The organism is Vibrio sp. Y10_XG_PY6 (assembly GCF_024181795.1).
In the GTDB taxonomy this organism is placed as follows: Bacteria; Pseudomonadota; Gammaproteobacteria; order Enterobacterales; family Vibrionaceae; genus Vibrio; species Vibrio diabolicus.
In genome coordinates this window covers 75,589-89,131 of sequence record NZ_JAMZAQ010000004.1, presented here as the reverse complement: position 1 = coordinate 89,131, position 13,543 = coordinate 75,589, and the positions used below count along the sequence as shown (strand labels likewise).

The window sequence follows — 13,543 nt, the reverse complement described above, 5'->3', positions numbered from 1 at the left end:
ACTCTCTATGCTGCATTCGTAGAAGCCTCTTCGTCATTGATCAAGCGAGAAACCAAATTAAACATTGGTCTGAATATTTCGAACTCCTCTTGGGATAATGATGGCACATAGTCTTTAGCAAAATGAACTTTGTCACCAGAGAACACGATTCGTTCTCCCCCACAAGAGGTAGGTTCTTTTTGAAAGTAAGTCCCCAACAGTTCTTCTTTATAGAACAAGATCTCTATGGCTATATGTGAATCTGACCCTCTTCCCCATGGAGTATTGTCAGCTTTTAAAGCCTGTTTCTTGATAGCAGCAATGTCGGGAACGGGTAAGAGCATCACATATTGGTTAACAGGTGAGTTGCTTCTTTTTAGCTGCCTAGCTAAACCTTTGAAGGCGTTTGTTTCGATGTCTAGTCCCTTATTCCTGCTTGATAGACCATTCCAATCATCGAATGCCTCATCAAAGTCGAATAAGGCAAAAAACTTACGTTCAGGATGATTTTGTCTTAGTTCATCTCTAGACATTAAGTTTCTTAGGAAATTACGGTCAAATGCGTTGTGGATACAGAATGGGCGAGGCTCTTCATTAAATAGCTTTTTCCATGCTATATCCAATATGTATTCGTCAGAGATACCTTCAGTAAAGAGCACGGGTTGATCAGAGTTTCTTAGATAAGTAGAAATGCTCATTACTGTCTCATTTTCGGCAAGGGTTATTTTATTGCCTGATAGAGACTTGATGGCGTCACTCTTATGTATACTGACAATCTGAGAGTCTCCATTTTCAGAGCGTTGGATGCTGTTAAGAGTTTGCGTAGCTGTGGTCATCAAAGTCGCAGCACTATGGGTAGCCATTAGTACTTGATTGGTAGCTTCTGCTGAATTGGAAATACTGTCTATTTGTGTAAGAAAGTTAAATTGCCAATCTGGATGTAAAAAAGAATCTGGCTCATCTAGAAGTGTTAAACAGTTTCTTGATTTGAAGAGTTCGGTTAGAGAGTAAATGTATACTGATTGAAATTGTCCATCACTGAAGAAGTCCAGCCCTACCTTAGTTGAATCCAAAAGTGTTAACTCCGCATGAATATCATAAAGCATTTCTAAGGTTTTAAGATTGTCAAAGAGGCCAAACAAACTTGCAGGATCTAATTCTTTGAATTCTTGTCTAAACAATTCGATATCAATGTTAAGTTCATAGCATTGCTCTGCATTATTGTAGATGTCTCTGTGCTGAAACTCACCGCGAATGCAATTCAAGAGGCGATCAACAAACTCTCTTGGTAGTGCTTTAAGGCCCCAAAAATGCGTTCGTTGATCAAACTCTTCAATTGAGACGTCTCTTGCATATGTCTTTCTTGGCCTTTTTAATTTTATTTTGATAGATGCTTGTTCGTTTTTTAAACCAAGTTTTTCGTAAACAAGCTGCCTTGCTTGGTTATCTTCGGGTAGGAAGGTGATGATAGAAAGTAACAGTTGTTTGTACTCCGAGCCCATACCAATGAAAACGCGGCTGTCATCTATTTCTGCTTGATCAATGTTTCTACGATGATTCTTTTCATATTTGTCTAACAAAGCAGAGATGTTGAAATTTTGACCAGAGTAATAGATGAGGACATTGTCTGGAAAGAAAGTACTATTCACCTCATCTAAGTTGCTGGAAAGGACAGCGCCATCGTAGCTCCAAACTACCTCTGCTGAGTTAATAGAGTATGTGATCTGATACGAAAAACCTGGAGCAAATGGTTCACGTGAGTTCTTAATCTTACTTTCATAAACATGCCTAAATATCTCAAGTAATGCTTCGAAAAAGTTAGATTTTCCAGAGCCATTTTTCCCCACAAATAATTCCAGAAAACTAGGATTTTCAAAGTCCAAGTTTAGGTTCTTAATGTTTTTATATTCACTGATAAAAATAGATTTTAAACGCATCGTTAGTAAGCCTGTTGTGTCATGACGTCACATAGAGTTGCCTTGGTTTCGGAGCAGCCAGTCAAACGAGTTCTCAGCTTATCACAGAGTGCAATAAGCTTATTCGTTTGACTGACGACCTCAACTTGAATGTTTTTGTTTGTTGGAAAGGTAACAGGTAAACCCTCTACAACCTTCTTGCTTATTTTAGGCATGGTTCCAGAAGTCCCCGTCATTTGTTTCCACATGTGCTCTCTGGATGCATTAGCTGATAGAACTAGAGAAAGAAATTCTGGGGAAATTAGCTGATTAACGCGTAGCTTCATCATTAGATCGGGATAAATATAGTTATGATAGTCTTCTTGTATTAAGACATTAGAGCCTACAAAGTTCGCAGAGTTTCCTCGTTGAATTAGTATATCTCCACGAGTGAGGCATAGGTAAGGCTTGTCCTTAATATCGACATCAATATACTTAGATTGTTCTAGATCGAGAGAACCATACGATGTCGCACCAAGTTTAAGAACCTTGAGTTCAGTCCTACTTGGTGCTTCTTTTGGAGATAAACCATTTCTTGGCCCAAAACTAAGAAGCTCCTTAAGCATTGTCTTTCGAGAGTTGCCAAAGGATACGAGTTTACCCATCACCGCCAGTTGTAGGATAGCCTGCTTGAGCTGGTCGATACTCTCTTCGGTGGTGAATAAGGTATCGAAATGCTCACTGATTCGCGCCCAGTTTTGCATTAACTCGTCAGCATCGGCGGAGTTGGTGAGTGTGTTCAACAGAGTCGTTACCAGCACTTGATGCGCTTCGATACTGGCTTCGGTTTGTTGCTCAAGCTGGTCGCAGAGTGTCATTAGCTCATCGACTTTGGCAACGATGCGGTGTTGCTCTTGAAGTGGAGGCAGAGCAATTACGATGTCATTGATCTGTCCTGTACTTAAATTTGGAATTGCACTACCCAGTGATTTTTCTAGATTTTCTGCAATTTTTGTAGTTAATGGAAAAAACAGATAATCCAAATCAATTTGATGCGGGATGAACTTTCCAACCCTCTGATTTAAGTAGAATACTTCATTTGTTGTGTTGAAACCTACTTTACCAGTAGTTGCCCCTGACATTGCAATAACCATGTCGCCTCGATTAACTCGAAGTGATGGGTCAAGATCCTTGATTACACTAGTATCAACTCGAGACATTGTGTTGGGTGTAAGCTCACCAGCAAATGAAATATCACCAATTTTTACTATACCTACTCCAGAGTCTTGGAAGCTCGAACTCTTGAAAGCAAAGCCATTAACAAATGTTGTTATTAAGCCGATTTGAGTCCACGACCAACCTCTTGGTATATCAAATGTCTTTTCCTGCTCTTTAACGCTTGATAGAGGCTTTGTTTTTTTGATCTTCTTGTCTTTTATCAATTGAGCCTTTTCTTGCGCAATACGCTCAAGCAACACTGTAGCAGGCTCATCATTAGGATCTTGAGGCACAAGCTTGCCTCGAACAGCCAACTCCAGAATTAGCTCACGCAGCTTTTTAACACCATAAAGTTCTAGCTTTTTGCTGCTACCTCGACCAGAGGTCGATTTGGTCTTTACTGCCGAAGTCCAAATATCAATATGCTCGGTGATTAGGTTTTCGACTGCCATTATTGCTCTCCACCTTGCTTTTTACCTTGAATGGTAGAGCTAAGCGCATCACCGAGAATGCCTTTCAGTTGGTCACGCAGTGCTTTAATGTCTTGTTGTTGCTGCTGATAGTTCGCCAGTAACTCTTCAGGATCATGGCTGACGACTTCGTCCTGATACGGGTTTTTAATATCAAGGTTAAAGTTGCGCTCGATAATATCTTCAATCGATTCTTTCCAAGCTTGCTTGGTCTCGATACGGCTAGCGAATCCATCGGCCTCGTTACCCCACCAATCGATCTCCTGCTGGAACTCTTCAAACTTCATTGGTTTGGTTTTGCTGTAGTTCTTCACGCCTTCTGGGTAAGGGTGCTCATAGAACCACACTTCTTTGGTCGGTTGGCCTTTGGTAAAGAACAGAATGTTGGTCTTAATACCTGTGTATGGGTTGAACACGCCATTAGGTAAGCGAACAATCGTGTGCAGGTTACACTCTTCCGTCAGCATCTTTTTGATTTTGGTTTTTACGCCTTCACCGAACAAGGTGCCATCAGGCAATACCACACCAGCGCGACCATCTTTATCCAATACTTCGACAATAAGCTGTAAGAACAAATCGGCGGTTTCGCGGGTTTGCATTTCGGCAGGGAAGTTCTTTTCAATCCCGTCTTCTTCTGTGCCACCAAACGGTGGGTTAGTCGCAATCACATTGATATTGCTATCCCAACTTGAAAGCGGTTTGTTAAGCGTGTTTCCATGCTTAATCTGCACAGGGACTTCGATGCCGTGGAGCATCATATTGGTGATACACAGCAAATGTGGCAGTTGTTTCTTCTCTACACCATGGATTTGCTTTTGCAGTGTTTGGTGGTCGGCTGCGCTGGTCACGTAGTTCTCTTTGACGTGATCGAATGAGCAAGCCAAGAAACCGCCCGTGCCGCAAGCGGGATCCATAATTTGTTCACCTAGCTTTGGATCCAGTCTGTTGACGATAAAACGAGTCACTGCACGAGGGGTATAGAACTCACCTGCATTACCTGCGCTTTGTAGGTCGCGTAGGATTTGTTCATAGATATCACCAAACAGGTGACGTTCTTTAGAGTCAGTAAAGTCGATTTCGTTGAGCTTGTTAATCACCTGGCGCAGTAGTGTGCCATTTTTCATGTAGTTGAAAGCATCACTAAAGGCTTCTTTCACCACGAAACCGCGTGGGTTTGTGTCTTTCGGTGCGGTTAGGTTTTTTAGCGTAGGGAATAGGTCATCATTGATGAATTCCAGCAGCTCATCACCCGTAATGCCTTGGTTATCTGCCGCCCAGTTACGCCATAGGTATTTCGCTGGGATGGGTTCGCGGTAATCATCTAACTCGAACTCTAGCTCTTCCTCTTGAGCATCAAACACTTTAAGGAATAAAAGCCACGACATTTGGCCTAGACGCTGCGCGTCACCATCAACACCCGCATCTTTACGCATGATGTCTTGAATAGACTTGATAACTGAACTGATTGACATGGAGTTCTACTACTAACTGACTGAAAATATTGGGGTGGATTATAGCAGAATTGGATCGAAGAAAATGAACTTATCGCTATGAAACTATGTTTGTGATTGTGGTTTAATAATGAATCAGTGATATAAATGAAACAATAAAAAATATAACCAGGTTGTCTAGAAAATGAAGGTTGAGTGTCCCCATTGTCACACTGACAATGTTATTGAATATGCAGAGCATATCTCGTGTGAGAAGTGCGAAAAAAGCTTCAAAGGCTTTAAATTTAGTAAACGGAAACTGGTGTCTGCCAGTACGGCATTGGTCGTGGGCGTGGTTGGTGGTTATAAGGTGAATGGTGCTTTTGATGAAGAGCGTTACCCATTAGAAGTAGAGTATGCCATCGTTGATACCTGCATAAACTCGTCAAAAAATATGGTGTCGGTGAGTTGGTATGAGAGTAAGCGAGAAACGTGTTTATGCGCTCTTTCACAAACGGAAAAGTCTGTGCCGTATTCCGATTACAAATCTGATCAAAACTTGTTTTTGAGTAACTTCAAGCTGAATGCTAGAAGTTGTTCATAATAGAAAAATGAGGCAGCTAGACTGCCTCATTTATATCTAATGTGCTTAGCGTTTAGGTGTGTTGCCACGACCTTTGCCTGAAGGCTTGCCAGTTGTGCTTGGGTAGTTTGGATTACCTTTCGGCGCAGTTTTTGGTGCAGAACTTGGTTTTGCCATGATGGTTACTCCTATTTACCTTGTTTTTGGTTGTTGGCAGCAGCGCGTTGAGCGCGAGCCGCGAATGAATCTTTAGAGACTTGTCCGCCATTTTGTTTTGCTTGATTCGCTTGAATACGAGCAGCGGCTTCAGGGGTCATTGGTGCTTTGTTTTTAGACATAATATTTTCCTTTTCGTTTATGAATGATTGTCTCCGCTGAGACCATTGCATAGTAACTAGTAGGGTAGGGACAAATGGGGACAACCCAAAAACAAAAGCAAATTCGAACTATGTTGGATGCGTTAGGCTGGAGCCATAAGCAACTGGCCGATGTATTATATGAAGAGCTTTATTGCTCTGATTATGAGGAGCTTCATGATGTAGATCCCGAGGCTGTGAGCAAATTTCAACAGACGTTAAAAAAGCAACTTCAACGTCCTTCTACACCAGAAGATAGGCTACAACAGTACGTAAAAATCGTATCAGAACACCCAGAGTTTATTGCTTTGGGATTGGGAGTTGTTGTGCCTAAATACGTAGGACACACATGTTTAAATCAATGCCTTATAGATGGGCTTTCCGAGATCTCCAACACACTAGATAATGAAAATGAATGCATAGATGTTTAATATGTTAAATAATGTTCAAGTTATGAAATTGTTTTAGGTGGGGAATATTAGGGAGACGCTGTGTACAAGGGGCATTGGTACGATGTTGTGGGAAAAGAGAGAACGGATCTTAGAGCTATGAGCCTTGATTTCGACTCATTAAAGTTGGCTATAGATGAAGCAATGAGCGTTTTGCCTGATACAAAATTGATCGTAATTAATGAGAATTTAGGCTGGGGTCTTATCTCTATCGAGGAAACCAAGCGGATGCTAATTTGTAAGGACTAGAAAGTTACCTTGCTATGCAGCTAAAACGAACTTTGTTGCTTTCCTCACTGTTTGATTTATAAGCATCCCGTATCATAAAGCGTCTATGATACTTAAAGAGGTGCTTTGCATGACTTGCAGTTGTTGTAACAAACGTTTGAACGTAGGAATGATACACAAGAGAGATCCCCACACGGGCCAAAAATTTAAGTCCTGCCCCCATTGTTCTGATGCAAATGGAGGAGAGCATGTTTTTCATCCCTATCCATCGTCCTTTGGCAAAACTCCTGCTAGAGTGACGGCTAGGAACCCCGAAGGCTACCAGAGCTACTGTATCGATTGTCGCCGCCTAAATAAAGGTGAGCTATCTCATACATATATGAATGGAAAAACGTGCAGTAGTCTTGTTTAGGAATCGAATGAATTTATCCCAAGATGATGCAGTAAACTGGCTATCAATGCTCGATTCTGCGAGCGTTGATTTGCTAATAACAGATCCTCCTTATGAATCTCTAGAGAAACACCGAAAGATCGGTACGACAACAAGACTTAAAGTCAGTAAGTCCTCAAGCAATCAATGGTTTGAGATATTCCCAAATGCAAGATTTGAAGAGCTACTGCGCGAAGTTTATCGTGTGCTCAAGAAGAATGCGCATTTCTATCTTTTCTGCGATCAAGAAACGATGTTCGTCATTAAACCGATTGCGGAAAAAGTCGGTTTTAGATTCTGGAAACCAATTATTTGGGATAAGGTTAGTATTGGTATGGGTTACCATTACCGTGCTCGACACGAATACATACTGTTTTTTGAAAAGGGCAAGAGAAAGCTTAATGATTTGAGCATACCTGACATACTGACTCATAAACGGGTCTATAGAGGGTATCCAACTGAAAAGCCAGTAAGTCTCTTGGAAGTTCTGGTCGCTCAAAGTAGCAGAGAAGGCGAGCTAGTTGTTGATCCGTTTTTTGGCTCTGGCTCGACCTTGGTTGCAGCTAAGAACTTGAATCGTCAGTGCAAAGGAAACGATATTTCCTCGTCTGCCCATGAACATATTCGTCAGCGTATGAAGTTTCATAAGAGATCGCTAAGCTAAGCCATTGAAAGGTTGTATTTTGGTGTGCTCTATCTGTGTTAATAAGTGTCATAAAAGTTTCTTTTACCAATCTTCTTGAATATATCTTTGTATATTTTTTTGAAAGAAGGCTGATTGCACAGATGGCTACTACTGAAACTCTTATTGATAGCTATAACTTCAGAGTCACTTCTTTTAGATAACCATTTTATAATTTTCAATTTTTTACGGCGTAATACAAGTGTGCGTACGAGGAGTAAAGAAATGATCGCATACAGCAAAGGTAGGAAAATTATGTGGATGAATAAATCGCTAGGGTTTGTAAAATTTGAGGGGCTTAGACCACTTATATACTCTTCAATGGTCACATTTTGTTTAGTAGCTCTGGCGTATAATGTGTAAGTAATTACAGGTACAGACACTAGTGTGACGTTTCGCAAAGTTAACATTGAAGCGAAAGTCTTGAGGACAGTGTTAAGTCGTAAGTTCTCACTTGTCTGCCAAAAACTATGGAACATCTCAGAAAAGTCTTCAACAGCCCATTGTCCTCCATCAGGACTATCAATTTGCTGCTTCCATTCACCAAGATTTCGGCTGTCTTTGCTTAACATTTTCCCGCTAACAGCGCTTAAACATAAAAGTGATTCTTTACAGTAATTAAAAAGAACATTTAAGTGTTCAACTAAATCATGTTTGTATTGAGTTGATGCTATTCTCTTCTGCTCGTCAGATAACATAAAACTTAGCTTGGCATTAAGCTTGATGTCGTTATTCGTATCAAACTTTACATGTTTGCTCTCATCGATGTGAGCTTTTACGATTTCTGCAATTTTAATTAGAGGCTGGATGCAGCTAGTGTAGTCATCAAGGTTTTTTGAGTCTACTGATTGCTCAAGGGAAATCAGTATCTCACGTGAATCACTCATTGAAAGTAAAACAGGCCGAATAAAGTACAATCGATATATCATTTTCTTTCGAAACTCTTGGTATGCAGATTGTAATTTTTGCTCTTTATCTACCATTTCACTCAATGTGTTAATTAACAATTCTATTTCAATTGAGTTCATTTCGAAGATAGGCTTGTCAATGATGTTATCGACACTTTTTCTTAGAGAAGTGCTTGCTGTTGCGCAATCTACATAAAATGGCTCCAACTCCTTTATACTTTCATTAATAGTCATCAATGCGCTAGAGCGTACTTTCTCATCAACATCGCGCTTTATATTATCTTTATCTTCCTGCCGCTTTGTGTAAACCCAAGTTAGGGCAGTAGCGATGATTGTTATACTAGTTGCAACATCAAAACCAAATTGTATGCTGTCAGATATGTTTATCATAGATGTTGTTCCTTCCAGGCACTTTTCGCCAAGCAATGTAGTTAGTGTGCGTACAGCATGTCGATACTCCATCAACGTTATCAAAATGGCCTTTCGTACTCATTTGGATCAGACCGATAGTTGCACAAGTATTTCGTCTTGGATTGGATAAACACTGGATATAGAAAAATGCCTCAAACTGTATCTCATCTCGGGTCTTGGAGATTTTTTCTTCACATGCACGCTTTTTGTCTAATGTGCTGTAATTTAATGGAATTGACGTAACTTGCAAGGTGTAGATAAGCTTTAAAATTTGCACTGATTATAAATTGCTGCTCTATAACAATCGCCTGTTAATATTATGGTTTATGCCACGGAAATGTTATCTGGTATTGATAGGCTAACTGACTAACCCCAAAAGTTGGGATACCAATATCACTGCATTGTCTGTAAAGTCGTTAGGACTGGTGGTCTTATTGTGGCGGGAATGTTGATCTATCCAGTCCAATGTAGAGGTGTTAGGAGGCTTGTGAACTATAGGAATCACGTCTTTAAACATATTGTGTAGCTCTCTACAGTAGTATGTTGAAGACAGACAACTCCAACCATATGGAACCAGGTAACATCTAAAACATCTCTTGTGTATTTTTGTATTTAGCTGTGGTTCACGAGCTATGCCGATTGATAGATTTCCGACTCTAGTTCACTGATAGCTTCTAAGTACTGCTCTTTACCACCAAAGCACTTTTTGACGATTTCAGCAGGGCGTCCCATCTCGTCAAAAGGCTTAACTTTGAGTACATGAATATTCTCAATCTCTTGAACGCCTTCGTCTGCGTACTTGTCCAGTAGGTTGTTCAACACCTGCTGAGCCGTTTCACCGTACTTAGTGAAGTAGTTGCGCTTTTTGACGTTGTCTGCACGTTCTTTTCTGGTGAGTGCTGGTTGGTCATACACGACATGACAAATCATGTCGAATGGGTCGAGATCTTTGCCGACTTCCAGCTCTAATGCTTCCCAGATGATGCCTTCCTCTGCCAGTTCATCAATGATTGCTTGCTTTTTATCGGCATCTTGCCAGCGCTTAACAAAGTCATCCATTGAGGTGAACTGTTTTGCCATCGTCTTGCGGGTATAGTCTTTGAACGACTCGGTTACGAGTTTACCGTCGGCATCGTAGTATTGAACACGTTCGGCAATGGCTTTCACCGTTACACCGTTGACATGGAACTTTCTAACTCGGTTTTCATCCTGCCAATCATCATCGGAATTGCTACCGTCAGAAGGAGATGAACCTGAGTCGTATAAAGCCTCTGGTTCATGGATGCTTTCAGGGTCGATATCTTCCCCTTCAAATGGATCATCTTGTTCAAGTTCATCCTCACCATCGATGATCTCATCGAGTCCATCATCGGTATCGAAGTCTTCTGGTTTTGTCTCTTTAACTCGCTCAGGGACACCATCAAAGCGCTCATCAGCGAACAGTTCAGTCGCCTTTTTGAAGTCGAGAATGGTAAACCATAGCTTTCCGTAACGATCATCGATACGAGTACCGCGACCGATAATCTGCTTAAACTTGGTCATCGACTGAATGCCCTGGTCAAGAACAACCAGTTTGCAAGTTTTTGCATCGACACCTGTAGTCATAAGTTCTGAGGTGGTTGCGATAACAGGGTAAGCCTTTTTGGGGCTGATGAAGTTATCAAGCTGAGCTTTGCCGATTTCATCATCACCAGTGATTTTCATTACGTATTTTTCATTTTTAGCAACTTGCTCAGGGTTGCAGTTGATCAGCGCTCGTCGCATACGTTCTGCATGGTCAATGTCATTGCAGAACACAATGGTCTTCGCCATCGGGTCGGTGCGCTTGAGGTAGCTGGTGATGGTCTGTGCAACCAGTTCTGTTCGCTCATCAATGACCATAGTTCTGTCGAAGTCTTTCTGGTTATAGATCCTGTCTTCGATGACTTCACCATGTTTATCGACTTGTCCTTTGGTTGGTCGCCAACCTTGTAAATCTACATCGATATCTACACGCACAACTTTGTAAGGGGCTAAGAAACCGTCTTCAATACCTTGCTTTAGAGAGTAGGTATAAGTGGCATCGCCAAAGTACTCGGTGTTAGACACGATATCGGTTTCTTTCGGTGTCGCGGTTAACCCTATTTGAGTCGCTGAACCGAAATACTCAAGAATCTCGCGCCATGCGCTGTCCTCAGCGGCACTGCCACGATGGCACTCGTCAACGACAATAAGATCAAAGAAATCAGGATCGACCTGTTTGTATGCTTTTTGGTGATCTTCTGGGCCAGTCAGAGCTTGATACAGAGCTAGGTGGATTTCGTAAGCGGGATCGACTGTTCGACCAGTGACTTTAGTCATAGCGGGGCCAAACGGCTGGAAATCGTTCCTCTTAGTTTGATCGACCAGAACGTTTCTGTCTGCTAGAAATAGGATGCGTTTTTTGGCTCGGGACTTCCACAGTCGCCAAATAATCTGGAATGCAGTGTAAGTTTTGCCCGTACCTGTTGCCATAACCAAGAGTACACGGTTTTGTCCTGCTGCGACCGCCTCCACAGTTTTGTTTATCGCCTGTAGCTGATAGTAGCGCGGAGACTTACCGCTACCATCATCATTGTAATCTTGAGTAATAACTGGAAGGTGCTCGGTTTTGTAGCCTTTCCAAACGCAGTACTTGTCCCATAGTTGCTGAGGTGTCGGGAAGTCTTCAAGTCGAATTTCAGTTTCGAGTTGAGCTGGGTTGGTTTTGTCGTGGAAGATAAAACCGTCGCCATTTGAGGCAAAGACAAAAGGGACTTCAAGTAAGCTGGCGTAATCTAGACCTTGTTGCATACCTTTGCCGATTTCATGCTTATTCGCTTTTGCTTCGACAACGGCTAGAGGCATGCTCGGTTTATGGTAAAGGACGATGTCCGCAGACTTAACCTTTTTCCTCGCCGCTGCCTGACCACGAACAATGACCTTACCGTCACGCAGTTTAACTTCTTGACGGATTTGAGACATATCATCCCATCCTGCATCTTTGATAGCAGGAAGAATGAATTTCGTGATGATGTCGGTTTCAGATAGCTTTGATTTATTGATTGTCGATCCCATGCTACTAGCCAGCTCAGTACAAATGCATTTCATGACTATACCAAAGGATGCATAAAAGCAGAAAAGATACTGACTTATCAGTGAAGTGGATGGTGTTTTTCTAAAATAGGCAAAGGAACTACACAGGTAGAAATCTACACTGCGAGAGCAGTGTAGTTGTTCGTGAAAGCTTAAGGCTTTAAGCTTCATCTATTCTAACAAGTCTGGACGGTCTACTGGTAAAAGATCAGTTACCTCACAATCGAGAATTCGAGCTAGCTGATAAAGCTTTTCAATTGTGATTCTGACACCATCTTTCTCAACTTTACTTAGGTAGCTTCTGCTAAATCCCGCTTTTAAGCTTGCTTCAGTGCTTGATAAACCACATCTCTGTCTCTGAGCTGCAATGTTTTTTGATATTTCTTTTGCCAGATTGTTCATTTCTTATTCTTTTTCATTACTACTTTATCAAGTGTACATAACTCCATATTTATACGCTATCTAACAACTGATTGACCAAATAATCCTAGTATAATATATTATACCAATATTTAAGTGACAGCAGGTGTTTATGTATGAGAGTTGGGACAATGCAGTTATACAAAATCGGCCTCAAAAGCCTTAAGTCTTTTGAGACTGACGAATATTTTGACCTGTATAGCTACCAAGCACTGCTTAAACCGATGCTTGATGAGTATTACTGTACTGATGAACAAATTGAGAGATTTAATAATCAGTCTTATCGAATTTTGAAAATACTCGAACAAGAAGGAAAGGTTGTGCGATTAAGCCCTCCTCGAATAAATAACGCTCAATTTGTTGCCGTCGGGGGCAAAAAAGTCACACAAGAAAAGCATAGAGTCGGCCAAGGGTATTTAGAGCCAGAGCCTGTTAGCGAAGAGCGACAATACCAAGATCAGTTAAACACCAAAATCGTTGAAATTAATGTTCAAATAGTCGCACATAAAGAACTGTTGGATCTGTTTCCAGTTCATGGTGAACATTTGAACAACGAAATAGAAAAGCTAGAGAGTGAAGCATTACTTACTGAATATAAAAAAGAAATTTTGGAGAAGATTATTAGTCAAGATAGGCGCTAAGCTTGTAAAAAGGGTGGTTCTTAACTCGCGGTCTGCACTTTAGGAACCAGTTCGTAGTTGGACTCTCTTTGTCGTCATTCCCATGCGTGGGAATGAGTCAGCGGTTCGATAGTGATTTGTGAGGTGCTATGGGATCTTGCTTTAATTTGTGGGGGAATTTTCTCTGCTTTCAATGACTAAGCTTTGTTCGGCTGCAAACGCTTCGAGAATTGAGTCTAAGATGTCGATGTAGTGGGAATAGCGACAGATAAACCAGATATGAGTCTTCTCGCTGTTAATGATAGCGCGAACATTGTTCATTACAATGTCCACATAAAATTGACCTTTGCGATCGCACTGAACAGCATTCT

The 13,543-nt window shown here is 41.3% G+C and carries 11 protein-coding genes; 4 read left to right on the top strand and 7 right to left on the bottom strand.

What is annotated here, in order from left to right; translation table 11 throughout:
• Positions 1-5 precede the first annotated feature (5 nt).
• From NL644_RS18930 to NL644_RS18920, 3 genes are read right to left on the bottom strand one after another with little or no spacing between them, the layout of a single operon-like run.
• Positions 6-1,916 carry an AAA family ATPase gene (locus NL644_RS18930; protein ID WP_114322584.1) on the bottom strand — a complete coding sequence of 637 codons (1,911 nt, stop codon included), beginning with the start codon at positions 1,914-1,916 and terminating at the stop codon, positions 6-8.
• Between the two features lie 2 nt (positions 1,917-1,918).
• Complete coding sequence (locus NL644_RS18925) at positions 1,919-3,544, bottom strand: restriction endonuclease subunit S (protein WP_253658708.1); 1,626 nt, start codon at positions 3,542-3,544, stop codon at positions 1,919-1,921.
• Positions 3,544-5,034 (bottom strand): N-6 DNA methylase, encoded by a 1,491-nt coding sequence (locus tag NL644_RS18920; RefSeq protein WP_114322582.1) that lies wholly within the window; start codon positions 5,032-5,034, stop codon positions 3,544-3,546. Before NL644_RS18920 ends, NL644_RS18925 begins: the two co-directional genes overlap by 1 nt.
• 163 nt (positions 5,035-5,197) lie before the next feature.
• On the opposite strand from NL644_RS18920, the gene NL644_RS18915 reads away from it, so the two are divergent.
• Complete coding sequence (locus NL644_RS18915; RefSeq protein WP_025506819.1) at positions 5,198-5,596, top strand: hypothetical protein; 399 nt, start codon at positions 5,198-5,200, stop codon at positions 5,594-5,596.
• A 167-nt stretch (positions 5,597-5,763) separates the two neighbouring features.
• Here NL644_RS18915 and NL644_RS18910 read toward each other — a convergent pair whose 3' ends face one another.
• The gene (locus NL644_RS18910) at positions 5,764-5,913 is read right to left on the bottom strand and encodes a hypothetical protein (RefSeq protein ID WP_017790133.1); all 150 of its coding nucleotides are present in this window, start codon (positions 5,911-5,913) and stop codon (positions 5,764-5,766) included.
• A 74-nt stretch (positions 5,914-5,987) separates the two neighbouring features.
• Here NL644_RS18910 and NL644_RS18905 point away from each other — a divergent pair, with 74 nt between their 5' ends.
• Positions 5,988-6,362 carry an elongation factor Ts gene (locus NL644_RS18905; protein ID WP_114322581.1) on the top strand — a complete coding sequence of 125 codons (375 nt, stop codon included), beginning with the start codon at positions 5,988-5,990 and terminating at the stop codon, positions 6,360-6,362.
• 665 nt (positions 6,363-7,027) lie between these two features.
• Positions 7,028-7,702, top strand: a complete 675-nt coding sequence (locus tag NL644_RS18900; protein ID WP_114322580.1) for a site-specific DNA-methyltransferase — start codon at positions 7,028-7,030, stop codon at positions 7,700-7,702.
• A 38-nt stretch (positions 7,703-7,740) separates the two neighbouring features.
• On the opposite strand, the gene NL644_RS18895 is transcribed toward NL644_RS18900, so the two are convergent.
• The 3 genes from NL644_RS18895 to NL644_RS18885 all read right to left on the bottom strand — a co-directional run bounded on the left by NL644_RS18895 (position 7,741) and on the right by NL644_RS18885 (position 12,534).
• The gene (locus NL644_RS18895) at positions 7,741-9,018 is read right to left on the bottom strand and encodes a hypothetical protein (RefSeq protein WP_114322579.1); all 1,278 of its coding nucleotides are present in this window, start codon (positions 9,016-9,018) and stop codon (positions 7,741-7,743) included.
• A gap of 651 nt (positions 9,019-9,669) precedes the next feature.
• Entirely contained in the window at positions 9,670-12,114 is a 2,445-nt protein-coding gene (hsdR, locus tag NL644_RS18890; RefSeq protein WP_114322629.1) for an EcoAI/FtnUII family type I restriction enzme subunit R, read from the bottom strand.
• 189 nt (positions 12,115-12,303) lie between these two features.
• Complete coding sequence (locus NL644_RS18885; RefSeq protein ID WP_074544459.1) at positions 12,304-12,534, bottom strand: helix-turn-helix domain-containing protein; 231 nt, start codon at positions 12,532-12,534, stop codon at positions 12,304-12,306.
• A 149-nt stretch (positions 12,535-12,683) separates the two neighbouring features.
• Between NL644_RS18885 and NL644_RS18880 the strand changes: the two genes are divergently transcribed.
• The gene (locus tag NL644_RS18880) at positions 12,684-13,193 is read left to right on the top strand and encodes a DNA repair protein (protein WP_229652707.1); all 510 of its coding nucleotides are present in this window, start codon (positions 12,684-12,686) and stop codon (positions 13,191-13,193) included.
• The last annotated feature ends 350 nt before the right edge of the window (positions 13,194-13,543 follow it).

Bases quoted from the DNA above. Each gene is read 5' to 3' on its own strand.
- NL644_RS18930 (WP_114322584.1), bottom strand. From the start codon at position 1,916: ATGCGTTTAAAATCTATTTTTATCAGTGAATATAAAAACATTAAGAAC.
- NL644_RS18925 (WP_253658708.1), bottom strand. From the start codon at position 3,544: ATGGCAGTCGAAAACCTAATCACCGAGCATATTGATATTTGGACTTCG.
- NL644_RS18920 (WP_114322582.1), bottom strand. From the start codon at position 5,034: ATGTCAATCAGTTCAGTTATCAAGTCTATTCAAGACATCATGCGTAAA.
- NL644_RS18915 (WP_025506819.1), top strand. From the start codon at position 5,198: ATGAAGGTTGAGTGTCCCCATTGTCACACTGACAATGTTATTGAATAT.
- NL644_RS18910 (WP_017790133.1), bottom strand. From the start codon at position 5,913: ATGTCTAAAAACAAAGCACCAATGACCCCTGAAGCCGCTGCTCGTATT.
- NL644_RS18905 (WP_114322581.1), top strand. From the start codon at position 5,988: ATGGGGACAACCCAAAAACAAAAGCAAATTCGAACTATGTTGGATGCG.
- NL644_RS18900 (WP_114322580.1), top strand. From the start codon at position 7,028: ATGAATTTATCCCAAGATGATGCAGTAAACTGGCTATCAATGCTCGAT.
- NL644_RS18895 (WP_114322579.1), bottom strand. From the start codon at position 9,018: ATGATAAACATATCTGACAGCATACAATTTGGTTTTGATGTTGCAACT.
- hsdR (WP_114322629.1), bottom strand. From the start codon at position 12,114: ATGGGATCGACAATCAATAAATCAAAGCTATCTGAAACCGACATCATC.
- NL644_RS18885 (WP_074544459.1), bottom strand. From the start codon at position 12,534: ATGAACAATCTGGCAAAAGAAATATCAAAAAACATTGCAGCTCAGAGA.
- NL644_RS18880 (WP_229652707.1), top strand. From the start codon at position 12,684: ATGCAGTTATACAAAATCGGCCTCAAAAGCCTTAAGTCTTTTGAGACT.